The 26,362-nt window shown below is 64.8% G+C and carries 22 protein-coding genes; 8 read left to right on the top strand and 14 right to left on the bottom strand.

Going from position 1 to position 26,362, the window contains the following annotated elements; genetic code table 11:
* The first annotated feature begins 8 nt into the window (after nucleotides 1–8).
* Together ACIGJE_RS04555 and ACIGJE_RS04550 are read left to right on the top strand one after the other, a co-directional pair.
* Entirely contained in the window at nucleotides 9–1,013 is a 1,005-nt protein-coding gene (locus tag ACIGJE_RS04555) for a substrate-binding domain-containing protein (RefSeq protein ID WP_311934224.1), read from the top strand.
* 64 nt (nucleotides 1,014–1,077) lie between these two features.
* Nucleotides 1,078–1,830: an SDR family NAD(P)-dependent oxidoreductase gene (locus ACIGJE_RS04550; protein ID WP_311934223.1), complete on the top strand. Its 753-nt coding sequence runs from the start codon at nucleotides 1,078–1,080 to the stop codon at nucleotides 1,828–1,830.
* Nucleotides 1,831–2,153: 323 nt separating this feature from the next.
* Here ACIGJE_RS04550 and ACIGJE_RS04545 read toward each other — a convergent pair whose 3' ends face one another.
* From ACIGJE_RS04545 to ACIGJE_RS04535, 3 genes are all read right to left on the bottom strand, one after another.
* On the bottom strand, nucleotides 2,154–3,095 hold the full coding sequence (locus tag ACIGJE_RS04545; protein ID WP_311934222.1) for a Gfo/Idh/MocA family protein: 942 nt from the start codon (nucleotides 3,093–3,095) through the stop codon (nucleotides 2,154–2,156).
* An 84-nt stretch (nucleotides 3,096–3,179) separates the two neighbouring features.
* Nucleotides 3,180–4,901 (bottom strand): arginine--tRNA ligase, encoded by a 1,722-nt coding sequence (gene argS / locus ACIGJE_RS04540; RefSeq protein WP_311934221.1) that lies wholly within the window; start codon nucleotides 4,899–4,901, stop codon nucleotides 3,180–3,182.
* Nucleotides 4,902–5,142: 241 nt separating this feature from the next.
* Nucleotides 5,143–5,433 carry a DUF2934 domain-containing protein gene (locus ACIGJE_RS04535; protein WP_311934220.1) on the bottom strand — a complete coding sequence of 97 codons (291 nt, stop codon included), beginning with the start codon at nucleotides 5,431–5,433 and terminating at the stop codon, nucleotides 5,143–5,145.
* Nucleotides 5,434–6,096: 663 nt separating this feature from the next.
* Between ACIGJE_RS04535 and ACIGJE_RS04530 the strand changes: the two genes are divergently transcribed.
* Nucleotides 6,097–8,082 carry a response regulator gene (locus ACIGJE_RS04530; protein WP_367623644.1) on the top strand — a complete coding sequence of 662 codons (1,986 nt, stop codon included), beginning with the start codon at nucleotides 6,097–6,099 and terminating at the stop codon, nucleotides 8,080–8,082.
* A 444-nt stretch (nucleotides 8,083–8,526) separates the two neighbouring features.
* Here ACIGJE_RS04530 and ACIGJE_RS04525 read toward each other — a convergent pair whose 3' ends face one another.
* From ACIGJE_RS04525 to ACIGJE_RS04515, 3 genes are read right to left on the bottom strand one after another with little or no spacing between them, the layout of a single operon-like run.
* The gene (locus tag ACIGJE_RS04525) at nucleotides 8,527–10,209 is read right to left on the bottom strand and encodes a sensor histidine kinase (RefSeq protein ID WP_415084931.1); all 1,683 of its coding nucleotides are present in this window, start codon (nucleotides 10,207–10,209) and stop codon (nucleotides 8,527–8,529) included.
* A gap of 50 nt (nucleotides 10,210–10,259) precedes the next feature.
* Nucleotides 10,260–10,817 carry a sigma-70 family RNA polymerase sigma factor gene (locus tag ACIGJE_RS04520; protein WP_311934217.1) on the bottom strand — a complete coding sequence of 186 codons (558 nt, stop codon included), beginning with the start codon at nucleotides 10,815–10,817 and terminating at the stop codon, nucleotides 10,260–10,262.
* On the bottom strand, nucleotides 10,804–11,025 hold the full coding sequence (locus ACIGJE_RS04515) for a NepR family anti-sigma factor (RefSeq protein WP_068292011.1): 222 nt from the start codon (nucleotides 11,023–11,025) through the stop codon (nucleotides 10,804–10,806). The genes ACIGJE_RS04520 and ACIGJE_RS04515 overlap by 14 nt, the downstream gene beginning before the upstream one ends.
* A gap of 328 nt (nucleotides 11,026–11,353) precedes the next feature.
* Between ACIGJE_RS04515 and ACIGJE_RS04510 the strand changes: the two genes are divergently transcribed.
* Nucleotides 11,354–12,145, top strand: coding sequence for a response regulator (locus tag ACIGJE_RS04510; protein WP_415084929.1), 792 nt, complete (start codon nucleotides 11,354–11,356; stop codon nucleotides 12,143–12,145).
* 142 nt (nucleotides 12,146–12,287) lie between these two features.
* A complete protein-coding gene (locus ACIGJE_RS04505) occupies nucleotides 12,288–13,517 on the top strand; it encodes an MFS transporter (protein ID WP_415084927.1) in 1,230 nt (409 codons plus the stop codon).
* Nucleotides 13,518–13,529: 12 nt separating this feature from the next.
* On the opposite strand, the gene ACIGJE_RS04500 is transcribed toward ACIGJE_RS04505, so the two are convergent.
* From ACIGJE_RS04500 to glgX, 3 genes are all read right to left on the bottom strand, one after another.
* A complete protein-coding gene (locus ACIGJE_RS04500; RefSeq protein ID WP_415084925.1) occupies nucleotides 13,530–14,018 on the bottom strand; it encodes a response regulator in 489 nt (162 codons plus the stop codon).
* 153 nt (nucleotides 14,019–14,171) lie between these two features.
* The gene (locus ACIGJE_RS04495; protein WP_311934213.1) at nucleotides 14,172–14,549 is read right to left on the bottom strand and encodes a response regulator; all 378 of its coding nucleotides are present in this window, start codon (nucleotides 14,547–14,549) and stop codon (nucleotides 14,172–14,174) included.
* 134 nt (nucleotides 14,550–14,683) lie between these two features.
* The gene (gene glgX, locus ACIGJE_RS04490; RefSeq protein WP_415084923.1) at nucleotides 14,684–16,801 is read right to left on the bottom strand and encodes a glycogen debranching protein GlgX; all 2,118 of its coding nucleotides are present in this window, start codon (nucleotides 16,799–16,801) and stop codon (nucleotides 14,684–14,686) included.
* A gap of 456 nt (nucleotides 16,802–17,257) precedes the next feature.
* On the opposite strand from glgX, the gene ACIGJE_RS04485 reads away from it, so the two are divergent.
* Nucleotides 17,258–18,346: an AI-2E family transporter gene (locus ACIGJE_RS04485; RefSeq protein WP_311934211.1), complete on the top strand. Its 1,089-nt coding sequence runs from the start codon at nucleotides 17,258–17,260 to the stop codon at nucleotides 18,344–18,346.
* A 70-nt stretch (nucleotides 18,347–18,416) separates the two neighbouring features.
* Here the strand turns inward: ACIGJE_RS04485 and puuE are convergent, their stop codons facing one another.
* Both puuE and uraH read right to left on the bottom strand, forming a co-directional pair.
* Nucleotides 18,417–19,847 (bottom strand): allantoinase PuuE, encoded by a 1,431-nt coding sequence (puuE, locus tag ACIGJE_RS04480; protein WP_483679397.1) that lies wholly within the window; start codon nucleotides 19,845–19,847, stop codon nucleotides 18,417–18,419.
* Between the two features lie 3 nt (nucleotides 19,848–19,850).
* Nucleotides 19,851–20,204 (bottom strand): hydroxyisourate hydrolase, encoded by a 354-nt coding sequence (gene uraH / locus ACIGJE_RS04475; RefSeq protein WP_311934209.1) that lies wholly within the window; start codon nucleotides 20,202–20,204, stop codon nucleotides 19,851–19,853.
* On the opposite strand from uraH, the gene ACIGJE_RS04470 reads away from it, so the two are divergent.
* Nucleotides 20,203–20,364 (top strand): hypothetical protein, encoded by a 162-nt coding sequence (locus tag ACIGJE_RS04470; protein WP_415084917.1) that lies wholly within the window; start codon nucleotides 20,203–20,205, stop codon nucleotides 20,362–20,364. The two genes, uraH and ACIGJE_RS04470, sit on opposite strands and share 2 nt — an antisense overlap.
* A gap of 144 nt (nucleotides 20,365–20,508) precedes the next feature.
* On the opposite strand, the gene ACIGJE_RS04465 is transcribed toward ACIGJE_RS04470, so the two are convergent.
* Nucleotides 20,509–21,462 (bottom strand): LysR family transcriptional regulator, encoded by a 954-nt coding sequence (locus ACIGJE_RS04465; protein ID WP_311934207.1) that lies wholly within the window; start codon nucleotides 21,460–21,462, stop codon nucleotides 20,509–20,511.
* Nucleotides 21,463–21,777: 315 nt separating this feature from the next.
* Between ACIGJE_RS04465 and ACIGJE_RS04460 the strand changes: the two genes are divergently transcribed.
* Nucleotides 21,778–23,112 carry a urate hydroxylase PuuD gene (locus ACIGJE_RS04460; RefSeq protein ID WP_483679396.1) on the top strand — a complete coding sequence of 445 codons (1,335 nt, stop codon included), beginning with the start codon at nucleotides 21,778–21,780 and terminating at the stop codon, nucleotides 23,110–23,112.
* A gap of 877 nt (nucleotides 23,113–23,989) precedes the next feature.
* Here the strand turns inward: ACIGJE_RS04460 and ACIGJE_RS04455 are convergent.
* Both ACIGJE_RS04455 and glxR read right to left on the bottom strand, forming a co-directional pair.
* On the bottom strand, nucleotides 23,990–25,237 hold the full coding sequence (locus ACIGJE_RS04455) for a glycerate kinase type-2 family protein (protein WP_483680203.1): 1,248 nt from the start codon (nucleotides 25,235–25,237) through the stop codon (nucleotides 23,990–23,992).
* A 166-nt stretch (nucleotides 25,238–25,403) separates the two neighbouring features.
* The gene (glxR, locus tag ACIGJE_RS04450) at nucleotides 25,404–26,297 is read right to left on the bottom strand and encodes a 2-hydroxy-3-oxopropionate reductase (protein WP_311934204.1); all 894 of its coding nucleotides are present in this window, start codon (nucleotides 26,295–26,297) and stop codon (nucleotides 25,404–25,406) included.
* Between the last annotated feature and the right edge of the window lie 65 nt (nucleotides 26,298–26,362).

Raw genomic sequence — 26,362 nt, 5'->3', positions numbered from 1 at the left:
AGGGATTCATGCTGAGGAAAACATTGCTGCTCGGGCTGTCGCTCGGACTGGCCCTGACTGCCGCCGTCAGTGCGCAGGCGGCCGACAAGGTCTCGATCGTCTATATTCCCAAGAACACCGGCAATCCCTATTTCGATTCGCTGGTGAAGGGCTTCCAGGACGGCTGCGCCAAGGTCGGCTGCGACTTCGACATGCAGGCCCCGGCGACCGCCGAAGCCACCTCGCAGATCCCCTTCATCACCGCGCAGACCCAGCGCGGCGTCGGCGTGATCGCCATCTCCCCCAACAGCCCCGATGCCCTCAACCAGGTGCTCGACCGCGCCCGCTCGCGCGGCATCCTGGTGCTGGCGGTCAATGGCGACCTCGTCGGCAATCTCGACCATCGCGATGCCGGCATCCTGCCCGTCGACTTCACCAAGACCGGGCCGAGCCAGGTCGAACTCCTGGGCTCGCAGATCAATTACGAGGGCGAAATCGCCATCCTCTCCGCCACCACCGACGCGCCGGACCAGAACACCTGGATCGCGGCGATGAAGGACAGCCTCGCCGGCAATGCCAAATATGCCAAGATGAAGCTGGTGGCCGTGGCCTATGGCGACGACGATCCACAGAAATCCACCACCGAGATGGAAGCGCTGATCCAGAAATACCCCAACCTCAAGGGCGTGATCTCGCCGACAACAGTGGGCGTCGCCGCAGCGGCGCAGGTGCTGCAGACCCAGGGCAAGGCCAAGCAAATCACGCTCACCGGCCTCGGCACGCCCAACCAGATGCGCCCCTTCATCAAGGACGGCACGCTCAAGGCCTTCCAGCTCTGGAGCCCCTACAATGAAGGCCTGCTCACCTCCTATTTCGCCGTGGGCGTGAAGAACGGCACCATCAAGAACGAGCCCGGCACCAAGTTCGAGGTTCCCGGCCTGGGTGAGATCACCATCGGGGCCGATCACATCATCAACACCCAGGCCGAGCTGACGACCTTCGACGCCGGCAATATCGACCAGTTCAACTTCTGACACCGATCCGGCGTGGGAAATCCCGCGCCGGCCTTCCCTCATCCCAGTTTCCCCGGACGTTCCCATGAACAGCTACGATTTCGCAGGACAGGCCGCCATCGTCACCGGAGGTGGCCAGGGCATCGGGCTGACGGTCGCCGAACGCATTTTGGCCGGCGGCGGCAACGTCTCGATCTGGGATCGGGACGCTTCCCTGCTGCAGGCCCTGGAGGTCAAATATGGCCGCAACGGCAAGGTCCAGGCCCTCAATGTCGACATCGGCGACCTCGCCTCGGTGGAGGCCGGCGTCAAGCAGACCCTGGCGCGCTTCGGCCAGATCGACGTCCTCATCAACAATGCCGCGATCGTCGGCCCCAATGCCAATACCTGGGAATACCCGCCCGAGGCCTTCGCCGAGGTGGTGCATATCGGCCTGGTCGGCACCTTCCATGTCTGCCACGCCGTGGTGCCGCACATGATCGCCCGCAATTACGGGCGCATCGTCAATTTGAGCTCGGTTGCCGGCAAGGAAGGCAATCCCGGCGCCCCCGCCTATTCCGCCACCAAGGCCGGCGTGCTGGCGCTGACCAAGTCGCTCGGCAAGGAACTCGCCAAATACGACATCTCGGTCAATGCGGTGACGCCGGCCGTGGCCAAGACCACGATGGCGATGAGCCAGGATCCCGACTTCCTGAAGATGATCCTCTCCAAGATCCCGCGCGGGCGCATGCTGGAACTCGCCGAGGCGGCCGCCATGATCTGCTGGCTGGCCACCAGGGAGAATTCCTTCACCACGGGCGCGGTGTTCGATCTTTCCGGCGGCCGGGCGACCTATTGATACCAAAGCTCGGGAATGTCGATGCATCCGAGTCTTCGAAATAGCTTTTGGTATGAAGGACATCCGGCAGAGAGATAATCGCTCACGGTCGCGCTGCCCCTCGCCTTACCTCTCCCCGTAAGAACGGGGCGAGGAGGCACAGGCGTTGCGACTGGCCCTCGGTCCATTCATCTCGCCCAACGGTTGAGCGAGATGGTGCGGTCTCGGCATGAAACGCGACGTCAAAGTCCCCTCGCCCCGTTCTTACGGGGAGAGGTAAGGTGAGGGGCCGCACGACCTAAAAGGAGGAGAGGTGAGCAATGCCCCGTGACAGCCTCGGGCGATCACCACTCGAAGGCGTCGGTGGTCTCGCGCTTGCCCACCACCATGGCGTCGGCGACCAGGTGGAAGGGCGCTGCATCGACCGCGCTCTCGCCGCGATCGAGCAAGCCGGCGAAGCGGGCATAGATGCCTTCATATTCGGCCATCGGCTCGGCCACGGTCAGGTTGCCGTCGACGGCGAGCTTGGAACCGCCGTCGATCAGCGTGAGCCGGGTGCCGTCCTCCATGACGATCTCGATCGTCCAGGTCTGGTCGCCGGTCTGGCGCCAGTCGAATTCGGCCGTCAGTTCAGCGCCGGGCAGGCCGGCATCGGAAGCGAAGGTCAGTCTGGCCGCGATCGGCGTATCGCGATTGGCGGGATAGGTCAGTGTCGCGGCCGTGACGAAGAAGGGCTCCGGCGCGATCTCGGTCAGGATCGACAAAGCGTTGATGCCCGGATCGAACACACCGAAGCCGCCCGGCTGCCAGATCCATTCCTGGCCCGGATGCCAGCGCCGCACGTCTTCCTTCCAGGTGATGGCGAGGGAGGCGATCTTGCGGCCGGCCAGGCGCTTCTTCGCTTCTTCGACCCCGGCATTGTATTGCGAGTGCCAGGTGGCGAACAGCACGCAGCGCCGGGCCGCCGCCTGGCGCACGAGATCGGCCAGCTCGCTGACGGTGGGCGCCGGCGGCTTTTCCAGGAGCACGTTCATGCCGGCGTTCAGCGCCTCCAGCGCCACCTGGTGGCGCACCGAAGGCGGCGTGCAGATCGCCACCGCGTCGAGATCCGGCATGGCGGCATAGAGCTCGGCCGGGGTGCGGAAGGTCGGCACGCCCGCCTGCTCGACGCCGCGCTGGCTGACCAGGGCGGCCAGCCGGAAGGCCGGGTTCTTGGCGATCACAGGCAGATGCTGGTCGACCGCGATCTTGCCGACGCCGATGATGGCGATGGAATGCTGGCTCATGAAGGCCGCCTCTATTTGTCAGTCAATTCGAGGCGTGCGTAGCAGCAAATCGGGGGCGCGGGAAGAGACTCCCGCGCTCGCACGTCACATCCGTTCGGGAACCGCGATGCCGAGCAGCCACAGCCCCTTGGCCAGCACGGCACGAGCAAGGCCACACAAAGCGAGGCGGGAGGCACGCTCGGCCTCGGTATCGGCGGCCAGCACCGGGCAATCGGTGTAGAAGCGGCTGAAGGCCTGTGCCACCGAAAACACATAGTCGGCGACCTCGTTCGGCGCATTGTTGCGTCCGGCGGAAGCGACCACTTCGGGCAGCCTGGCGCATTCGAGCACCAAGGCGCGCTCGGCCGGAGCCGCCACCTGCAGGGCGCCGGCCTGATACCCCTTGGCCTCGGCATTGGCGAGGATGGAGCCGATGCGCACGCAGGCATATTGCACATAGGGCCCGGTCTTGCCTTCGAAGGAGACCATGCGGTCCGCGTCGTAGATGTAGCCCGAGATGCGGTAGGAGGAGAGATCGGCGAACTTGACCGCGGCGAGACCCACCAGCTTGGCGAGTTCGATGCGATCGAGCGTCGGATCGTCGTTGACCAGACGCTCTCCTGCCTTCTCGATCGCCTCGCCGAGCAGGTCCTTGAGCTGCGCCACCCCGCCTTCGCGGGTCTTGTAGGGCTTGCCGTCGGCGCCGTTCACCGTGCCGAAACCGGCATGGATCAGCTCGACGCCCGGTGCCAGGTCCGCCCGCTCGGCCGCCTTGAAGACCTGGCGGAAATGCAGTTCCTGGCGCTGGTCGACGACATAGACGATACGCTTGGGGTCCTGGTCGCGCACCCTGGCCACGATGGTGGCGAGATCGGTGGTGGCATAGAGGGCCGCGCCGTCCTTCTTCTGCAGCAGGAGCGGGGGCATCGGCTTGTTGTCGCCGGGCGTGGCGACGTCGACGATCAGGGCGCCCTCGCTTTCCACCGCCACACCCTTGGCGCGCATGTCGGCGATCATGCCGGGGATCAGCGGCTGCACGTCGCTTTCGCCCAGGAAAAGATCGAAATGGGTGTCGAGAAGATCGATGTCGACGCGCTGCGCCGTCAGCGAGATGTCGCGCAGCTTCTGCCAGATCGCCGTGGCGTCGGGATCGCCCGCCTGCAAGGCGGCGGTGGCGGCGCGGGCGAGTTCCATGCGGGCGGGATCGGCCTTGCAGGCCGCGGCGGCCTCCGGATAGATGCGCTGCAGGTCGTCCATGGTCAGGTCCGGCGCCTCGCCCGGGCCGAGGTCGGGCCAGCGCAGCCGGATCTCGGAGATCAGCTGGCCCATCTGCAGGCCCCAATCACCGAGATGGATGTCGGAGACCGTGTTGAGGCCCTGGGCTGCATTGATGCGCCGCAGGCTCTCGCCGATCACCAAGGCGCGCAGATGGCCGACATGCAGCGGCTTGGCGACGTTGGGGCCGCCATAGTCGAGCACCACCGTATCTGCTGGCAGTTGCACGATGCCGAGATCGGGCGAGGCGGCCTGGGCCGCGGCGCATTCGGACAGGAATTCATCGGACAGGCGCAGATTGAGGAAGCCGGGGCCAGCCACCGAGACTTCCTTGAAGGCCGGGAGGTCCTTCAGCTTTTCGGCGATCTCGGCAGCGAGCTCGCGCGGATTGCGCTTGAGGCTCTTGGCCAGCGGCATGGCGCCGTTGCATTGCAGGTCCGCGAGCTCCGGCAGTGTGGAGCGGGTGGCTCGGGCGGTCTCGGTCGGCAATCCACAGGCTGAAAAGGCATTCGCCAACATCTCATCGACGAGGCGGTTCAAAGAGGCAGACATGCGGACGCTTCCTATCAAATCGGTCAGCGTTCGCAGTAAGCACCTTGGCGCGCGGAGGCAAGCGTCAGGCGGGCATTCGGGGCGGATTTTGCGATTTCAGCCGCTCGAAAGGGCGAATTTCAAGGAATGGGACTGGCAGTCAGCGTCGTCATCGGCACCGGACGGGCTGCCACAATTCAAGGCCGGAACGCGCCTTTGCGCTCCGGCCGCAGGAGAAGAGCCATGCTCTCGGCGATCGGTTTCAGCCGCGTCCCCCGGCGACCTTCTTGAGCGGGATTTCGGGTTCCACCGCATCTTCCCCGAGATGGGTGAGGTCCGGGATCTCGCGCAGATTGTCCGGCGCGGCCAGCGGGTCGATCAGATCCTCGATGCAGGGCGGTGTCGGCACCAATGTGAACTCGGCCGTATTTTCCTGCAGCACCAGTTGGCGTGCGAGGTCCCAATGGAACAATTCGCGCCCCTCCGGCTGTCCGTCCAAGACCCACAATTCATGGGCCTTGTCGCGGATCTTCTGTTCTATCTCATTGCTCATCAATGTCTCTCCCGGTCTGGGTTATGGCAAGTAACGCCCATGGCCTAGAGTCTGTCTGGCCTTGTCAGGCTCAAACCTGAATCTACCGCGACCGGCGGCTTCCGGTCCCCGCGGACGAACTCGAAACACCTATCGTCCAGGTGCCCGGAACAAGCCGGGCGCGGCGAGCATCGCGCGATGGCACATAGCCTCAACCCGCCATGATCCCGGCGGTTCCCCGCCACGATCAATTTCCTTCCCCTCAATGGAGCAACCTTCGGAAGGCGGATGCGTGCCCTCGTTAAGATAGGGCGAGGAAGCTAGATTTCAACCAAAATCGGCATCTCAAAGCGCTTTGATAACCCTCATCTCTGATTGAACGACGAGAGACCGGGCGCATGGGCATGGCACGTCAAGAGCATGATGGCAGCGTCCACGGCACGCCGAACGGCCGAAAACAGGCCGTGGCATCGAGCCCGGAACCTTCCATCCTGCAGGGGCGTTCTTCAGAGCTGACGCGTTCACGACCGGACGCTGGCTCTAGAGGCTGTTATGGACCACGGATTGGCGAGTGTGTCTTTGTGATCCTTGATACGTCCGTCCAATCACAAGACGCCTCAGGCATCCGTGTTAGGATGCAGATGGGAATACAGCCCTGACAGGGCGGTGATCTTGGTGGGTACAATGGAGTTTCGACGCCATCTCGTCCTCAACCTCGACGACCACGTGGTCGAGCGGCGCGCCAAGACCGAGGCCCTTGGCCGGGCAAGCGAAATCGACGTGATCGAAGCAGGCTCGGGCTTCGATGCCCTCGTCCTGGTCCGCGAGCGACGGCCGACCCTGGTGCTGCTCGAGGAGAGGCTGCCCGACATGAGCGGCCACGATCTTTGCCGCATCATCAAGCAGGATTATCCCGATACCCTGGTGCTGCAGACCTCGGCATCCTTCGTTTCGGGCGACAATCGCATGCGGGCGCTGGAAGCCGGTGCCGATTCCTGCCTCGCCCAGCCCTGGGAACCGGTCGAACTCGTCGCCTCCGTCCGCGCCTTGCTGCGCATCCGGGCGGCCGAAACGGCCCTGCGCGAGAGCGAGGCCAACTTCCGCACCCTGGCGGACAACATCCCGATCCTGTGCTGGATGGCCGCCGCGCATGGCGGCATCTACTGGTATAATCAGCGCTGGTATGACTATACGGGTTCATCGCTCGAGCAGATGCAGGGATGGGGCTGGCGCTCGGTGCATGACCGCCGGCAGCTGCCCGATATCATCGCGCATTGGCGGGAATCGCTCGAACAGGGCAGCGCTTTCGAGATGGTCTTCCCGCTCCGCGGCAGGGACGGCATCTTCCGCCCTTTCCTTACCCGCGTCGCCCCGGTCCGAGACGATACCGGCCGGATCCTGCGCTGGTTCGGCACCAATACCGACATTTCCAGGCAGAGAGAGGCCGAGGCCAGGCTCCGCGAACTCAACGAGACGCTGGAGCAGCGGGTCCAGACCGCCATAGCCGCCCGGGCCACGGCCGAGAACAGCCTGCATCAGTTGCAGAAGGTCGAGGCTCTCGGGCAGCTCACCGGCGGCATCGCCCATGACTTCAACAACATGCTCGCCGTGGTCATCGGCGGCCTCACTTTGCTCAAGCGCAAGCTGGAGCGCGGCCAGACCAATGTCGGACGCTATATCGACGGCGCTCTCGACGGCGCCGAGCGCGCCGCCGCACTGACCAAGCGCCTGCTCGCCTTCTCCCGTCAGCAGCCGCTGACGGTGGAAGCCGTGTCGCCCAACGCCATGATCGCCGACATGGCCGACCTGCTGTCGCGCACGCTGGGCGAGCATATCCACATCACCACCATCCTGGCGCCGGACGGCTGGGCGGTGGAGACCGACAGGAGCCAGCTGGAAAACGCCCTGCTCAACATGTCGGTGAACGCGCGTGACGCCATGCCCGACGGTGGCGAACTCACCATCGAAACCAGCAATGCCATACTGGGCCGCAGCCAGGCCGAGGAATTCGGCATCGCCTCCGGTTCCTATCTCAGCGTGGCGGTGATCGACACCGGCATCGGCATGTCGGAAGACGTGGCCGCGCGCGCCTTCGACCCCTTCTTCACCACCAAGGGTGTGGGCAAGGGCACCGGCATGGGCCTCAGCCAGGTCTTCGGCTTCGTGCGCCAGACCGGCGGCCATGTCACCATCGCATCGATGCCGGGACAAGGCACCACGATCAGGCTCTATTTGCCACGCTCGGAGGCTGCCGAGGCCCAGCGCCCCCTGTGGGACGGGCTTCCCACCACCTTCCATGGTCATCCCGGCGAGACCGTGCTGGTGGTGGAGGATGAGGACAGGGTGCGCTCCATGGCGGTGGAGGCCTTGCGCGGGCTCGGCTACACCATTCTCGAGGCCGCATCCCCGAGCGAGGCCCTCGGTTTCGTCGCAGCCGGCCGGCCCATCACCTTGCTGTTCACCGACATCGTCATGCCCGGGATGAATGGCGGCGAACTCGCCAGCCGCGCCCGGGCCCATTCCCCCGGCATCAAGGTGTTGTTCACCACCGGCTACGCGCCGGACGACAATGGGCGGGTCGAGATATCAGGCCTCGACACCAGACCACTCTACAAACCCTACTCGATCGACCAGCTCTCACGCCGCATCCGGGCGGCAATCGACGGATGAGGCCGGCCGTTCAAGCTCCATCAAACGGAATGGGGGAGGAACACGCGTTCCTCCCCCATTCCGTCCTACTTGCTACGAAACCGGCTCAATCCCGGGGCAGGGACCGCCTGTTGCGCCGCGCGACGACCTTGACGCGAGCCGGCTGGCGCATCGACGCTACCGCGAGGGTGCAGAGCCCCGTGGCCAATAAGGTCGAAAGAACCGCAAGCAGAGTGTTCATCATGTTCTATACCCCTGATACTCGGCCAAACGTCCGATCATGCTGAATTGTTAACGCGCCGGGGGGCGCAAAGTTCAGTTACAATTTCCTAACAATCCTGCACCGATCGACCATGAGGCGGCACCTATCCTGAGGAGCACCAGCAGGCGAGCATCGCCTAATCGATGACCGTCTGCCGGTCCCCTCAACAGGAAACATAGGCACTATATGACCGTTGGCAAGGGTTATTCCGCTGCGGAAGCGCCGGTCCCCCGATCTTCCGCCTGCTGCTCGCCGTCGCCGGCAGCGGCAAGCTCCCAGGCACCCAGGTCACCCGCAGCGAGGTCCTTCCTCTCGGCTGCGTCGAGCTGCTGCACGAGGCCCAGCAGGATTCGCGAGGGCTGCGGCGGTTCCACCGGCCTGTCGGCAGCAAATCCGAAGCCGAAGCGCCCGCCGTCGAGATCCTCGATGTCGAGCGTGAGAACGAGTGCCAGGCCGGGATGCAGGATGGCGGAGGCATGGTCGACCACGAGCAGGCCGAGCGGGATAGCGCGATCCACCGGCAGCGCCATGTCGGTCCGCCCGCGTAAAGCCATGCTTTGCCCGGGGCGGCACAGCAGCCTGCCGATCACCTGTGTGACGTCACGCAGGAAGGGCTCGACCGCCACCGGATGCATCTCGCCCTCGGACAGGGCACCCCGATAGGCCGCCGACAACACGTGCACCCTGCATTCAGCCTCGCTCAAGGCCATGCGGGCATCGCCGGCATAGGCGTTCTTGGATAGGCCGATATAGCTCTGCACCACTTGGAGATTGTTCTTCACCCGGTGATGCAGCTCGCGGGTAAGGGCATGGTTGGCCGCAAGCGCCGTCTGCAGGCGGTGCTCGCGTGCTTCCTGCTCCTCCACCATGTCGTTGAAGGCGACCACCACATTGCGGATGTCCGACGGCATCTGGGCACTGAGCGGTACACGTCCCCAGCCCGAATGGCGCCGAGCCCGCGACGCAGCCTCGATGCCCTTGAGCCATTGCACCAGATGCCGTTTCATCACCCGGGCAAAGACGACCAGCAACAACAGCAAGGCGGCGAGGGGCGCCAGCAGCAGGAAAAGGAATTGCGAGCGGGCTGCCCGCAGATGGATGTCACGGAAGCTGGCGACGATATAGAGATCGGGCGCCGCCGGCATGGCATAGTAGATCCGCGTCTGGCCGGCGCCGCTGACGGCGACCCAGCGCTGTCGGGTCACGGGAAAGGTTCCCTTCGCCGGCAGCCAGCCATTGTCGTCCGCCGGGCGCCCCCGAGCAAACACGATGTCCTCATGCACGGTGATCAGGGCAGCGACGAAGTCACGCGCGCCGTCACCGAGGTTGAAGACACGATCGAGGGCCTGCGGAGCGACCACCAGCAGTGCCTGCCAGCCCGGCGCGTCCGGCTTGCCCTCGCGCCGGGCATAGACGACGAGCCGGCGCTCGCCCCCGAGCACCACCGAATCATAGCGGCTGGTTACCGGCGACAACACCGCGCGGGGTTGGAGCACCGGCTTGGCAGCCTGCGCTGCCAATTCGGCGCCAAGCGAGGACCGGTCCAGGCCGGATATGCCGGAAAACAGGCAGGCCGGGCTGCCATCCCCCTGGATCAGCAGGGCCTGGTAGCCCTCGAGCTGTCCCACATTGGCCTTGCCGACCGCCTCGCAGGAGGCGCCGTTCGTGACTTCGGCGGCCGAGATCATCAGCCCCCGTACGACGCCGACATACCAGATGCCCATGCGAACGACGAAATTGCCGACCGTCTGTGCCTGGGCCGTCTCGATCGTCTTGACGTCATCGCGATAGGTCACCACCGCGATGATGCTGGTGATGGCACCGACAGGTATGGCGACCATCAGGAAGAAGGTCAGCAGTTTGGCCTGGACCGTATCGAAGGCCAAGATCCTATTGAAGACCAAGATCCTATTGAAGACTTGGCGAAAGCGGGCCGTCACGAGGGAGGCTCGCGCCCGCCGGCCCGCAGTGCCGCCAGCATCTTGGCATCCGGCCCCGTTTCATCCGCATCGCTGGTCGAGAGCATTTCGGCCAGCCGCGACCTCGCCCGGTTGACGCGGCTTTTGATCGTACCGAGCGCAACGCCGCAGATTTCCGCCGCCTCCTCATAGGAGATACCCGAGGCGCCCACCATGATCAGGGCCTCGCGCTGCTCCTCGGGCAGCTTGGCGAGGGCGGCCGTGAAATCGGCGATCGCCAGGTGCCCTTCCTGGTCGGCATGGACGGCCAGGCGCTCGGCATAGACCCCATCGCTGTCCTGCACCTCGCGCGAACGCTTGCGGTAGAGCGAGTAGTAGATGTTGCGCAGGATGGTGAACAGCCAGGCTCGCATATTGGTGCCCGGCTCGAACTTGTCGGCATTGGCCCAGGCCTTCAGCAGCGTATCCTGCACCAGATCGTCCGCCAGGGTAATCGAGCCCGACAGGGACGCGGCAAAGGCACGCAGACTGGGAATATGTGCGATGAGCCCGTCCTTGAAGCTATCGCCGCTCATCGTCCTTGCCCTCCCCGGCCTTCTTCTCCTGCTCTTCGAGCTCGGCCAGGAGTGTCAAAAACCTGTCGGGCACGGGCGCCCGGACGATCGATTCATAATGGGCCTGCAGGGAGCGAGCGACATAGTCGCGGATCTGCGGATCGAGCTTGCCGCCATCGGGGGGGCTCTGATCGGGCAGATCCTCGTCTGGCTTCTTATTCCTCGACATTGCTACTCCCGTGGAAACGGCCTGGCACCGACATTGCTTCCAAGCCGATTCCTCTCGAGCGGGCCATCGACCCGCTCGAGAGGAATCGGCACCATACCGAACATCTGCAGAGTTTCTTGGGGAGGCCCATCCACGGCCTCACCGGGAAATTCTGCTTGGGCCGGCGTGAAGGCCCGTCGTCGGGGAGGAGGCAATGCAATACCAACCGGCGAAACGCATCCCATGCCGGATACGTTCCATTCTGTCGAAGAAATAAATTCATTGTCAGGAACTATTCGTCTGTGGTGCTCTGCCGGAGCCGCATGAGCGACCGATTGGGAGCATGTCAATGTCGATCGCAGCCGAGATCGCGCCGCAACTGCCTTATCTGAGGCGTTTTTCCCGGGCCCTGAGCGGCAGCCAGGCCAGCGGCGACGCCTATGTGGTCGAGACGCTGGAGGCCCTGGTTGCCGATCCCGCTTCCTTTCCGCGCGCCCTTCCGCCACGCATCGCGCTCTATCAGGTGTTCCTGAGATTGTGGTCTTCGCTGGCGCTCAACATGGAGCCGGCCAAGCAGGTCGAGGGCATCTCGCCGGAGCAGCGCCTGGAACGCCTGGCCCCGCGCTCGCGGCAGGCTTTCCTGCTGACCACGATGGAAGGCTTTTCCTCGGAAGAAGCAGCCACCATCATGCGGGTCGACGAAAAGGAAGTGATCACCCTGGTGGCCGAGGCCACCGAGGAGGTCGCCCGCCAGATCGCCACCGAGATCCTGATCATCGAGGACGAGCCAATCATCGCGCTCGACCTGCAATCGATCGTGGAAGAGCTCGGACACCGTGTCGTCGGCATCGCACGCACCCATGCCCAGGCACTCGCCCAGGTGGCGAAACACTCACCTGGCCTGATCCTCGCCGACATTCAGCTCGCTGACGGCAGCTCCGGCCTGAAAGCCGTGAACGAGATCCTGGCGAGCGTGGAGCTGCCGGTGATCTTCATCACGGCCTATCCCGAAAGGCTGCTGACCGGCCAGCAGCCGGAACCGACCTTCCTGATCACCAAGCCCTTCCGGCCCGAAATCGTGAAGGCCACGATCAGCCAGGCACTGTTCTTCAACAAACGGGCCAGCCTGCGCCCGGCCTGAACCGCGTTCCACGCAAGGAGCGATGCCCGCCAGCGACGAGCGGCGCGATAAGCATGACCTCTTCGGCAAGCACAGGAAACGGGTGGCTGGCACCCGCGCCGTCGGCTTTTGTTCGGCGATCCTTTCCCTGCCGAGATCTGTCATGAAGACGCCCGAAAGAGACCGCCTGCCGCCGGCTTTCCGGCGCATCGGCTGGTCGAATCTCCTTGCCCAACTCTCCGAGCAGATCGCCCTGGCCGCCGCGCCCCTCGCGGCCGTGATCCTGCTCGCCGCCGGCCCGGCCGAAACAGGCTGGCTCCAGACGGCCCAGACCCTGCCCTTTCTCCTGCTCTCCATCCCGGCCGGCCTGATCGCCGATCGCGCTTCGCGGCGAAAGCTGATGGTGGCGTCGGAGGCGTTGCGCACACTTTCCCTTGCGCTCACCATCCTGCTGCTCGGCCTCGGCCAGATGAACCTGTCCCTGCTGGCTTTGCTCGGCTGCGTCGGTGCCATCGGCACGGTATGCTACAGCGTCGCCGCGCCGGCCCTGATCCCCACGCTGGTGCCGCGCACCCGGCTTGCCGATGCCAACCGTTGGCTGGAACTGGCGCGCAGTGCCGCCTATGCCGGCGGTCCGGCTCTCGGCGGCGCCCTCGTCGGCTGGACCGGGGCGCCCGTCGCCTATGTCCTCTCCACCATCCTCTCGATCTGGGCCGTGCTCCTGCTCGCCGGCCTGCCGAAGGAAGAATTGGCGGCTCGCGCCGGCCGCAAGCTCCTGCACGATCTGAAGGACGGCGCCGCCTTCGTCATCCGCCACGATCTGCTCAGGCCGATCCTTCTCACCGCCGTCTTCTTCAATATCGGCTGGTTCTGCATCCAGGCCGTCTATGTCGCCTATGCCGTACAGATACTTGGGCTGACGGCTTTCGAAGTCGGCGTCACCCTCGGCATCTATGGGGCCGGCATGATTGCCGGAGCCGGCATCGCCCCGGCACTGGCTCGGCGCGTCTCCTTCGGCACCATGATCGTGCTCGGGCCGTTCGGCGGCTTCTGCGCCTCGCTCCTCATGCTGGGGACGGTATGGTTCCCTTCGCCGATCCTTGCCGGATTCAGCTATTTCCTGTTCGGCGCCGGGCCGATCCTGTGGACGATCACCACCACCACGCTCCGGCAGGCGATTACACCCAACGCCATGCTGGGACGCGTCTCGGCCTTGGTCATGACCGCAACCTTCGGGGCAAGGCCGGTCGGGGCGGCGGCGGGCGCCTTCATCGCCGCTTACGCCGGCGCAGCAGCCTGCCTGGGCGCAGCCGCCATCGGCTTCCTGGTCCAGCTCCTGGTCATCCTGCTGTCCCGCGTGCCGAGGCTGCGGGCATTACCCGACATGGCCTGACTCTGCCGCCGCTCAGTTCGCGCGCTCGGCCAGGCCGCGCACCTGGTTGACGAATTCGTCGGGATTGAAGGGCTTGCTGACCAGGAGGCAGTCGAAATAGAGCCGACGTCGCTCCGGCAAGCCAAAGCCGGAGACGAACATGATTTCCAGGCTGGGCCAGCGTTCCCTGGCCTTCAAGGCAAGATCATAGCCGCTCATCGGCCCGGGCATGCGGACATCGGTGATCAAGACCCGGGCATCCCCGTTCGAGGCCAGGATGTCGAGCGCGGCTTCGGCGCGGCCGGCCTGCAGCACCCTGAAGCCGGCATCTTCGAGCAAATCGGCCGTGATCAGCCGGACATCCTTGTCGTCATCGACCAGCACCACGGTCACCGGAGGGACGCCGTCGACATCGTCGCCTCCCGATTCGGCGCCGGGACTGCCATGGACCGGCTTGCGCGGGCTAGTACGATGCTCCGGCGCGTTGTGCATGGCTGGCTCGGCGAAGGCTTGCTGTTTCACGGCTCTTGTCCCCTCAGGCTCCGTCAGGACGTCCTGCGATGGATCGGCATCGCAAAGGCGTGTCGAAACAACGAGTTGAGGCAAATGAGCATTCAACAGGGAATGCTCGTTTGCTCTGGGGAACGAACGCCCGAAGCCGGCCTTTGTTCCGATTCAGCCTGCAGGCAGAATCGACCTGACCTTGGCCTCGAATTCGCCGGTCTCGAAGGGTTTGACGATGACGTCCTGCCCCTCATCCATTTCGAGATCCTGCCGTTCGGCGGCTTCATAGCCGGTGAGGAAGAGCACCTTCAGCGCCGGCCTCGCCTCGCGTGCCCGCCGGGCCAGATCCCAGCCGTTCATGCCCGGCAGCCCGATATCCGTGATCAGCAGATCGATGCCTTGCGTGCCCTCCAGCAGGGGAATGGCCGAATCGGCATCCTTGGCCTCGAGCGTGGCAAAGCCGAGATCGTTCAGGATGTCGACGACGAGCAGCTGGATGACTGCCTCGTCTTCGACGACGAGAATGGTCCTCTTGTCGTGATCGGCCATGCTTCTGATCTCGGACTCAAATCGAAATTGCTGCCGGAAACCGCTTCCGGACCTGAGAATCACTGACTGCTGAAATAGGCGCCTGGGGCGCTCGAGCCACTATAGACGATCTGACCGGGAAAACAGGAGCGCGCTCAATCGACGCGCTCGAACAGGACAAGCGAGCGGCCGGCAAGCGCATAGGCTTCGCCGACGGCGATGTCGGCTTCGGGCAGCCCCGGATCGTCGGTGGCGACCAGGCGTTTCCATGCCGAACCGTCATAGCAGGGAGGCATGGTGAAACTCATCGTCTCGTGATGGGCATTGAGCAGGACGAGCAGCGTGGCATCCGATCCGCGCTTGCGGATGCCGCTGGCCTGGGCCCGGCCATCCAGCAACAGGCCGAAGCAGGCAGGTTCCCCCGCATCGTCCCAGTGCGACCGCGTCATTTCCTCGCCGCTGCGATGGATCCAGGTCGCCTCGCGTACGTCGATCGCCTCGTTGATACGCTCGCCGATCAGAAAGCGTGATCGCCGCAGAATGGGATATTTGCGTCTGAGCGCCGTCAGCCTGCGGACGAAATCGGTCAGTGCCTTGCCCTCTTCCGCCGCCTGCCAATCGAGCCAGCTGATCTCGTTGTCCTGGCAGTAGGCATTGTTGTTGCCCCGCTGACTGCGGCCGAACTCGTCGCCGGCCACGATCATCGGCGTCCCCTGGGAGAGCAGCAGCAACGCCAGGAAATTGCGCATCTGACGTTCGCGCAGGTCCGTGACGGCAGCATCCTCGCTCGGCCCCTCGACACCGCAATTCCAGGAGCGGTTGTTGGAGCTGCCGTCCCGATTGTCCTCGCCATTGGCTTCGTTATGGCGGTCGTTATAGGAGACCAGGTCGCGCAGCGTAAAACCGTCATGGGCGGTGACGAAGTTGACCGAGGCCCAGGACTTGCGACCGCGGTGGTCGAACTTGTCCGGCGAGCCACACAGGCGCGGCGCCAGGGCCGCAGGCCGAGCCTCGCCCCGCCAGAAGTCACGCGCCGTATCGCGATAGACGTCGTTCCACTCGGCCCAGCCCGGCGTGAAACCGCCGACCTGGTAGCCGCCGAGCCCGACATCCCAGGGCTCGGCGATCAGCTTGACATTCTCCAGCACGGGATCCTGGCTGACGGCCTTGAGGAAGCCGCTATCGGGATTGAAGCCATCGACCTCGCGGGCCAGCACGGTGCCGAGGTCGAAGCGGAAGCCGTCGACATGCATCTCGTTCACCCAGTAGCGCAGGCTGTCCGTCACCATCTGGATCACGCGCGGATGGCTGACATTCAGGGTGTTTCCAGTGCCGGTATCGTTGATGTAGTAGCGCGGTTGATCGGGCATCAGCCGGTAATAGGAGGCATTGTCGATTCCCTTGAAGGACAGGGTCGGACCGAGTTCGTTGCCCTCCGCCGTGTGGTTGTAGACGACGTCGAGGATGACCTCGAGGCCTGCATCGTGGAAACGTGCCACCATCTGCTTGAATTCGGCCAGCACGCCCGCGGGGTCGGCGGCATAGCGCGGATCGGGCGCGAAGAAGCCGATGGAGTTGTAGCCCCAGTAGTTCCTCAGGCCGCGCTGGAGCAGGTGATCGTCGTCGACGAAGGTATGCACCGGCAGGAGCTCGACCGTGGTGACACCGAGCGAGCGGATATGCTCGAGGGACTGGATCGAGGCGAGGCCCGCATAGGTGCCCTGCAAGGCTGGCGCGATCCCGGGATGGCGCTTGGTGAAGCCCTTCACGTGAGTCTCGTAGATGATGGTCTGGTCCCAGGGCACCAGCGAGCGGTTGCCCGGCCAGTCGAAACGCGCATCCACTACCATGCAGCGGGGCATGAAGGGGGCGCTGTCGCGCGTATCGAAGCTGAGATCGCCCTCGCCGAGCGTATAGCCGAACAAGGCGGGATCCCAGGTCAGCGCGCCGACATGGGCGCGGGCATAGGGATCGAGCAGGAGCTTGTTGGGATTGAAGCGGTGCCCCGCCTCGGGCTCGTAGGGGCCGTGTACGCGATAGCCATAGAGCATGCCGGGGCTGACATCGGGCAGGTAGCCATGCCAGATCTCGTCGGTGAATTCCGGCAGTTCGATGCGCTCGAGCTCCTCGACACCGCTCGGATCGAACAAGCAGACCTCGACCTTGGTGGCATGCGCCGAAAACAGCGCGAAATTGGTGCCGGCCCCGTCCCAGATCGCACCGCGCGGATGAGGATGTCCTTCACGGATCCGGGTGCCGAAGAGCTGGGTCATGCCATCGTCTCCCGTTCGGCCGTCCTGCGGACCACCAGTGCATCGAGCAGCGAGAGGTACCGCGCATCACCGCGGCACACTGCACTGCAACATGGGCCGATGCAAGCATTTGGGTTTCGTCGCAAATCCGGTTTCACATGAAACGCGCAAGGTCAAGGAAACTGCCTCATGCTTCGTCACACCCACTTGGCGACACGCGTCCGGATGCCCGGCGGGTGGCTTGAATGCCGGGCGCATCGGGCGGGCGCCGCAGCGCCGGCTGCCAGGCCGACACCGGCCTGGCAGGCGGGAAACGCACTGCTTGCGCGATGGTTCCGCCGGAACCTGGCCCGATCATCGTCCGTTTCATGCGGGCCGGAACTCTCAGGCCTTCCATTGTGTTGGGCCTGACCATGGCGTGCCGACGAGGCACTCCCGACGAAAAACAACGAATCCGGGCTACCAGCAGGGGCATGCATGCAAGACCAGACCACTTCCCTTTCCGCCGACAAGCCCGCCGTGCAGCCCGGTGCCCCCGTCGAGCTCGACGAGGGGCCTAGCAGCGTCTCGCCCCAGACGGCCATCCAGGCCTGCCTGCTCGTTCTGGCGAGCCTGACGATCGCCTATGTCGCCGCCGACATCATTCTGCCCCTGGTGCTCGCTTTCGTATTGAAATTGCTGTTCCAGCCGGTCATGCGCCAGCTCGAGCGCTTCCGCCTGCCGCGCAGCATCGCGGCCCTCCTGATGATCTTCGTGTTCTTCGGCCTGTTCGTGGGGCTGGGGGCCGCCGTCGCTGGCCCCGCCACCGAATGGGCCACCCGCCTGCCGGATGCCCTGCCGCGGCTGCAGGAGCGCCTGTCCTTCCTCAACCAGCCGATCCAGACCTTCCAGAGCTTCATGCAGCAGATCGGCGCCGGCGGCGGTGCCAATGTCGACATTCTCGGCGCGGCCTTCCGTGGCACGCAGCATTTCGCCAGCGGCTTCTTCGAGACGATCCTGATCCTGTATTTCCTGCTGGTATCCGGCGACACCTTCCTGCGGCGTATGGTCGAAATTCTGCCTCGCTTCAGCGACAAGCGGCAGGTCGTGACGCTGTCGCAGCAGATCGAGGAGAACATCTCGATCTATCTGGCGACGATCACCGTGATGAACGCACTGGTGGGACTGGCCACTGCCCTGACCATGTGGGCCACGGGCCTGGGTGACCCGGTTCTGTGGGGCGTCGTCGCCTTCGCCCTCAATTTCGTGCCGATCATGGGGCCCTTCTTCGGGGTCGCCCTGTTCGCCTTTGCCGGCCTGCTGCAGTTCGACACCATCCTGGCGGCCTCCCTGCCGGCCGGCCTCTATCTGGTGATCCATCTGATCGAGGGCGAGATCGTCACGCCGATGCTGCTGGCCAAGCGCTTCACCCTCAACCCGGTGCTGATCATCCTCGCCTTGATCTTCTGGTTCTGGCTGTGGGGCGCGCCGGGGGCGATCCTGGCCGTCCCGATGCTCGCCATCCTCAAGATCATCTGCGACGGAGTCGGCCCCCTCAACAATATCGGCCGTTTCCTGGAAGCCTGAGGCGGCTGGAGGTCGCCATACCCTCCCCGTGATGGTAGGGCATGGACGTGGTGTCACGTACTGCCGCCGCTCAGCCGGGCAGCATGTCCGTCAGGCGCAGGCGGGCGATCTCGCCGATCTGCTTGACGGCCTCGGCGAATTCCTGGGTCCGGTCATGCTGCAGACGCCGCTCGAAGGCGGCGACGATCTCGGCCTTGCTGCGTCCCTTGATCGCCATGATGAACAGGAAGCCGAACCGGGCCTTGTAGGCATCGTTTAGCTCGGTGAACTGCTTGAGTTCGGCCAGCGTGAGGCGATCGAGGCCGGCAGAGGCCTGCTCGGCGGAGGATTCGGCGGTCAGCATCTTGGCCTGGGCCAGTTTCCCCGCGAGGTCGGGATGCGCCATGATCAAGGCGAGCTTGGCCTCGTCGGAAGCCGAGTTCAGCACCTTCATCATCGCCGCATGCAGGCCCTCCGCCGTATCCTCGGCCGGCGTCAGCCCCTTGTCATAGGCGCCCTCAGCCACCCAGGGCGAATGCTCGAACACGCCGCCGAAACGCTCGACGAACAGAGCGCGGTTGAGGCGCGTCGGCACATAGCCGCCTTCCGGCGGATGCTGGCGGATCCAATGGCGGGCGATGTCGAGGCGGGTGGCGAACCAGACCTCGGCATGGCCGCGGGCGTAATCGAGGAAGCGGGCGAGTGCGGCGGCGCGGCCGGGACGGCCGACCAGACGGCAATGCAGGCCGATCGACATCATCGCCGGCTGCTCGCCGCCTTCGGCATAGAGCGTGTCGAAGCTGTCCTTGAGATAGGCGAAGAACTGCTCGCCGCTGTTGAAGCCCTGGGGCGTGGCGAAGCGCATGTCGTTGGCGTCGAGCGTATAGGGCACGATCAGCTGCGGGCCGCGCGGCCCTTCGACCCAATAGGGCAGTTCATCGGCGTAGGAATCGGCCGAATAGAGGAAGCCGCCCTCCTCCATGGTCAATTGCAGCGTCTGCGCCGAGGTGCGGCCCTGATAGAAGCCGAGCGGCCTGGAACCGGTGACCTCGGTATGAACGCGGATGGCTTCCTCGATATGCTCGCGTTCGCCTTCCTTGGTGTAGTCGCGATAGTCGATCCATTTCAGGCCGTGGCTGGCGATTTCCCAACCAGCCTCGACCATGGCGGCCACGGCCCCGGGATGGCGCTGCATGGCGCTGGCGATGCCGAAGACGGTGACGGGGATCTGGCGCTCGGTGAACATCCGGTGCAGGCGCCAGAAACCGACACGCGAGCCATATTCGTAGATGGATTCCATGTTCATGTGACGCTGGCCCGGCCAGGGCTGGGCGCCGACGATCTCGGACAGGAAGGCTTCCGAGGCCGCATCGCCGTGCAGGATGCAGTTCTCGCCGCCTTCCTCGTAGTTCACCACGAATTGCAGGCAGACGCGCGCCTTGCCGGGCCAGGCCGCGTGGGGGGGCTTGCCGGCATAGCCGATGAGGTCGCGATCATAGGTTCCTTGCGTCGTTGCGGTCATCACTCACGAGCCCCGATAGGTCGAATAGCTGAAGGGGGAACAGACCAGCGGCACGTGGTAATGGCCGTCCTTGTCGGCGAGCGTCACGCGCAAAGGCACGACATCGAGGAATTCGCCGGCCCCGGTGGCGCCGAGGCCGCGGAAATAGGCGCCGACGTGGAAGATGAGCTCATAGACGCCGGGCACGAAGGCATCGCCCACCATCAAAGGCTGGTCGGTGCGGCCATCCTGGTTCGTCGTCGTCGTGGTCACGGTGACCCGCCCGCCCGATGCATCCAGCCGCTGGAGTTCGATGGTCACGCCTCGCGCGGGCTTGCCGCTGGAGACGTCGAGCACATGCGTGGAGAGTCTTCCCATGTCGTCCTCACCCGATCCTGTCTTTGGCTGCGCTCTGGCGATCCGCGCCTTGCGCCTGCTGATGATGTTTGACCGCTATCGCCCTTGCGAGCGACGCGAAGCAGCCGAGCGCCGCGCTTCCGGCTCTGGATTGCTTCGCGTCGCTCGCAAGGACGTATGAGTCGTTCCCAATTCGCGTCGTGTTTTCAAATCGCACGCCAGACGATAGCGAATTTGCGGCCCGGCATTTCCAAATATTTTGTGAAGATGTTTCGATAAAGAATACTCTTCTGCTGCAGGCCGTCCTGAGGCTTGATGGAGCGTGTCAGGCTTCATTCTCCTGCAAGGATGACAGGCCGGACGGCAAGGGCCCCAGCCGGGCGAGTTCGGTCGCGAGATAGCGTCGGCCACGCTCGACCAAGAGGTCGGCGAAAGCCTTCACCTTGAGGGGCACGAGATTTCGCGTCGGATAGAGCACGGCCAGCGTGGCAGGCGGTGGCGGATTGGCGGTCAGAACAGGAACCAGACGACCTTGGGCAAGCGCATCGGCAATTTCGTAGACCGGTTTGAGCACGATGCCGCGCCCGTCAAGCGCCCAGGCGGTGAGCACGTCGCCGTCGTCGGCATCGAGCGAGCCCTTGATCGGAACGCTGATTTCCTCGCCATCCTGGCTGAGGGACCAGCGGAATTCGCGCGAGCCGGGAAAGCGCAGGAGCAGGCATTGGTGTCGCGCCAGATCGGCCGGCGTCATCGGCATGCCGGCGCGTTCGACATAGGCGGGGGAGGCACACAGGACACGCTCGGCGTCGGCGATCTTGCGCATGATCATCGAGCCGTCGGCATAGGTGACGAATTGCAAAGCGAGGTCGCAGGATTCGGCGATGATGTCGAGGCGGCGCTCGGACAGGCGCAATTGCACGTCGATCTGGGGATGGGTGTCGCGATAGGCCGCGGCGGTCGGGCCGACGAGGCGCCGCCCCAGGCCGAGCGGCGCGGCGACCCGGATCGACCCCAGCGGCATGGCACCGAGCTCACCGATATTGGCCTCGGCCATATCGATGGTGTGCAAGGCGTCGATGACGTGGTCGTAGAAGATCCGGCCCTGTTCGGTCAGGCCCATATTGCGGGTCGTGCGATTGAACAGCCGGCAGCCGAGGTGGTTTTCCAGCGCCTGGATGCGCTGGCTGATCACATTGGCGGAAACCCGCATGCGGCGGCCGGCTTCGGAGAAGCTGCCGGCTTCGACGGCTCGGGCGAAGGAACGGAAGTTTTCAAGCATGGCGGGCGGTTCCGTAGGACAGATCGGCGGCGACTGCCGTTCGTTGATCGAAACGGATGCAGCGCCCGGCAAAAGACTGCTTGTGCTTGATCATGCTCCCCCTCGTGCTGCCTGCGGCCGGAGCCGACTCTTCGTTCTCGACCTCATTCGACGAATAGAATGCGGATCGAGGACACTCAAACTGGCGAGACTCTTGCTTGCCAGCTCTTCGGGCCGGCGGTTCTTGCCGTGACTGTAGGAAATAATCATGCCTTGTGTAAGCCGGTCGTAAAGGGCCGCTTTCCGGGCAGGGAAGGAAATGGGAGAAAATAACCTATGCTGATGACCCTGTACGAATGGGGCAGTCTGATGTTGCGCTGGGCCCATGTCATCACCGGCATCGCCTGGATCGGCTCCTCGTTCTACTTCATGCATCTGGACGCAAGCATGCGCCCCACCCCGAAGATCCCCGCGGGTCAAGGCGGCGAGGCCTGGGAAGTCCATGGCGGCGGCTTCTACCAGGTGCAGAAATATCTGGTGGCGCCCGAATTCCTGCCCGAGCACCTGACCTGGCACAAATGGCAGTCCTACTCGACCTGGCTGACCGGCTTCTGCCTGTTGCTGTGGGTCTACTACGCCCAATCCAGCCTGCTCCTGATCGATCCCAGCGTGCGGGTATTGTCGCCGGCCGTGGCCCTGGTGGTCGGTATTGGCGGCCTCGCCGCCGGCTGGCTGGTCTACGACTTCCTGTGCAAATCGCCGATCGGCAAGAACGAGACGCTGCTGGCCGGCATCGGCCTGGTCTTCGTGGTGTTCATGGCCTGGTTCTTCCAGCAGATGTTCTCGGCCCGCGGCGCCTTCATCCACACCGGCGCGCTGATGGCGACGATGATGTCGGCCAATGTGTTCTTCATCATCATCCCCAACCAGCACAAGGTTATCGCCGCGCTCAAGGCCGGGCAGGTGCCCGACCCCGCGCTCGGCAAGGCAGCCAAGCAGCGTTCCTCGCACAACAACTACCTGACGCTGCCCGTGCTGTTCCTGATGTTGTCCAACCACTATCCGCTGACCTATTCCAGCCCCTATGCCTTCCTGGTGGTCGGCCTGATCCTGGTTGCCGGCGCGCTGATCCGCGTGTTCTACAACGAACGCCATGCCGGACGCGGCGACAAGTGGTGGACCTGGGCGCTTGCGGCCATCCTGATCTTCGGCGCCATCTGGATCAGCGCCTTCCGCTCGCCGGCCTTCCGCGATGCCTTCGACCTCGGCGCCATCGAGGCGCCGGCGGCAACCGAAACCGCGCTCGCCGCCACGGTGCCGGGACCGGTGCACGACATCATCACCAGCCGCTGCTCCATGTGCCATGCCGAGACACCGGTCTATCAGGGCATCAACATGCCGCCCAAGGGCGTGCTCCTGGATTCGCCCACCAATATCGCCCGCAACGAGCATGAAGTCTTCGTGCAATCGGTGATGACGCACGCCATGCCGCCGAACAACGTGACCGAAATGACCCTGGACGAACGCCGCGTGCTGCGCGACTGGGTGCTTAAGAGCGAGAAGGCTGCGGCACAGGGTACACCAGTCGACGCCGGCAAGTCCGTCGAAGCCAAAGCAGTTGAAGCCAAATCTGCAGCAACGGGTTCCGCCGTCCAGCTCGCCGTCCGCTGAACCAGCCTCGGCGCCAGTTTCCCTCCTATTTCCCTCGACATATGCAATGGCCCCGCTTGCGGGGCCTTTTTTTGTCTTGGGCCAATGTCCTATCGCCGAGCCACCGAGCATCCGGTCGGCGTGCCCATCCGTTTCGGCGACGGGTTGATCGAAGCAGAGCGGGCAAAGGCGGGAACCGCCTTTCTCGCCAGAGGCTGCCGCATGCCCACGTCCCGTGGTTCGCGAAAGGCGCGCGAGGTTTCGTCCCTGGCTTCGGCTGCCGCACCCACACATCGCAGCATGGGCGGATAGGGCGCAGGACTCCCTCCCCGACGTCAGGGAGGGTGGCCGGGCACAGCGAGGTCGTGTGGAGTTGAGGTCGAGTCGCGCGATCTTGCCATCCTCCGACCTGTTGGCGCCACTCTCCTCCTTCCGTCGCCGCTGCGCGGTGACAGCTTCCACGACGTTGGGGAGGGATTCCTGCGCTCCATATTGAAATTGCCAGACGGGTGGATCAGACAGCCGAAGCCGGCAAGGGATATCCGCGCCATTTCCGGCATACGGCGCGGAAAAGAAACACCGCACTATCAGGAAGCGCGCCGACGCCGGCACTTCGCAGGAAAAGGCAGGTGCGCTACGTCCTGTATCGGCGAGAGAGAATCCCGCCCCGCGGCCGCTATACCGTGGCGCGGCCCCTGCCGAAAACGGCGAAACGGGACGGAGAGCACCACGAATCCAAAGAGCCTCCCGCTGGCGGGGGAGGCTCCTTCGGCATGCTCCGGCGTGAGGTAAAGCCGCGTCAGCGCACCTTTGTCGGCGGAACAGGCCGCCAGCTCGTCGAGCCGGACCATGGCATGGTCTCCACCGGAGATGGCTGGTGCCGCGAGGGCTGGTCTCATTACAGCTTCATTCCCTCGGACAACACGAGAACGGCCCTGAAATCATTGACATTGGTCAAGGTCGGGCCGGTGACGATCTGGTCGCCAAGGACCTGAAACAGGGTATGGGCATCGTTGTTGTCGAGGCTGGCGATCGGATCGAGTCCGGCGGCGCGGGCGCGTGCAAGACTTGTGGGGTCGATCACCGCACCGGCCACTTCCTCGGCGCCGTCGACGCCGTCGGTATCGCCGGCCAGGGCATGGAGGTCGCGCTGTCCGCCGAGCTTGACGGCGAGCGAGAGCAGATATTCGACATTGCGGCCGCCCCGGCCCGTGCCGCGCACGGTGACCGTGGTCTCGCCGCCCGAAATCAGCACGCAGGGTGCGGCGGCGGGCTGGCCGTGCTGGACGACCTGGCGGGCGATGCCGGCCATGACGATGCCGACATCACGGGCTTCGCCCTCCAGGGAATCGCCCAGGATGATCGGCGTGATACCGGCCTTGCGGGCAACCGCCGCCGCGGCAAGCAGCGACTGCTGGGGCGAAGCGATCAGATGGGTCTCGCAGCGCGCCAGGCGCGGATCCCCGGGCTTGGGCGTCTCTTCCAGCGCTGCCTCGAGATGCGCGATCACCGGGGCTGGCCCGTCTATGCCATAGCGCGCCAGGATGGCGCGGGCATCGGCAAAGCTGGTGGGATCGGCCACGGTGGGGCCGGAGGCGATGGCAGCGAGATCGTCGCCGGGCACGTCGGAAATCACCAGGCTGACGACGCGGGCCGGAAAGGCGGAGGCGGCCAGCCGCCCGCCCTTGATGGCGGACAGATGCTTGCGCACGCAGTTCATCTCGTCGATCGGTGCGCCCGATTTGAGCAGTGCCTTGTTGATCGCCTGCTTGTCGGAAAGCAGCAGCCCATCGGCCGGGAGGCTGAGCAGGGCCGAGCCGCCGCCCGAGATCAGGGCGATGACGAGATCGTCTTCCCCGGCTCCTTCCACCAGGGCCAGCATGCGCGCGGCGGCCTTGACGCCGTTGAGATCCGGCACGGGGTGGGCGGCTTCGATCACCGCGATGCGCTGGCAGGGCACGGCATGGCCGTAGCGCGTCACCACCACGCCCTGAAGCGGCCCGTCCCAGGTGTCTTCCAGGGCCTTGGCCATGGCGGCAGCGGCCTTGCCGGCGCCGACGACGATGGTCCGTCCCTTCGGCGGCCGTGGCAGGAAGGCCGGCATGCAGGCAGAAGGCGTCGCCGCAGCCACTGCTGCCTCGAACATCGATGTCAACAATGCCCGCTCCGACATGGCGAACCTTTCAGAGGAAGAAACGCTTATGCGAATTATTATGTGTCGCGCCGCCTCTCGCCCTGTCCCCAGTCCGCTCCGAGCGGGGACAGGGTGCGGGACAACGCGACGGCCGGTCGAGAGCCGGCGCGTGCTGGCGTCAACCCTTGACCGGCGCGCCGATCTCGTAATTGGCCATGATCTCCAGCGCCCGGACCAGGCCGGAGTGGTCCCAAGCCGCGCCGCCATGCGAGACGCAGGCATTGAACAATTCCTGCGCCGTGGCGGTGTTGGGCAGGGAAAGGCCGAGCTGGCGGGCCGTGGTGAGGGCGAGGTTGAGGTCCTTCTGGTGCAGGGCGATGCGGAAACCCGGGTCGAAGGTCCGCTTGACCATGCGGTCGCCATGCACTTCCAGGATGCGCGAGGCGGCAAAGCCACCCATCAGGGCCTCGCGCACCTTGGCCGGGTCAGCACCGGCGCGCGAAGCGAACAGCAGGGCCTCGCCGACGGCCTCGATGTTGAGGGCGACGATGATCTGGTTGGCGACCTTGGTGGTCTGGCCGTCGCCATTGCCGCCGACGAGCGTGATGTTCTTGCCCATTGTTTCGAACAGAGTCTTGGCGCGCTCGAAGGCCGCCTCGGGGCCGCCGACCATGATGGTGAGGGAGGCCGCCTTGGCGCCGACCTCGCCGCCAGAGACCGGCGCGTCGAGATAGTCGCAGCCGAGCTCGTTGATGCGCTTGGCGAATTTCTTGGTCTCGACAGGCGAGATCGAGCTCATGTCGATGACGAGCTTGCCGGCGGAAAGGCCCTCGGCGACGCCGTTCTTGCCGAACAGCACGGTCTCCACATCCGGGGTATCGGGCACCATGGTGATGATGATGTCGGCCTTGCGGGCAACGTCAGCGGCGCTCGGCTCAGCCTTGCCGCCAGCCTTGACGAGTACCTCGGGCACATTGCCGAGCGTGGTGAGGTAGACGGTGTGGCCGGCCGCGATCAGGTGTCCCGCCATCGGGGAACCCATGATGCCCAGTCCGACAAAGCCGATATTCATGGTGAGAGTCCTATATGGTTAAGGTCGAAACGCTGGGGCCTTCCCTTCTCCCCTTGCGGGAGAAG

This window comes from Labrys sp. E2SS-1L (genome assembly GCF_057073705.1).
Note: the sequence above shows the minus strand (reverse complement) of the source record. Positions and strands in the feature narration are given on the sequence as shown.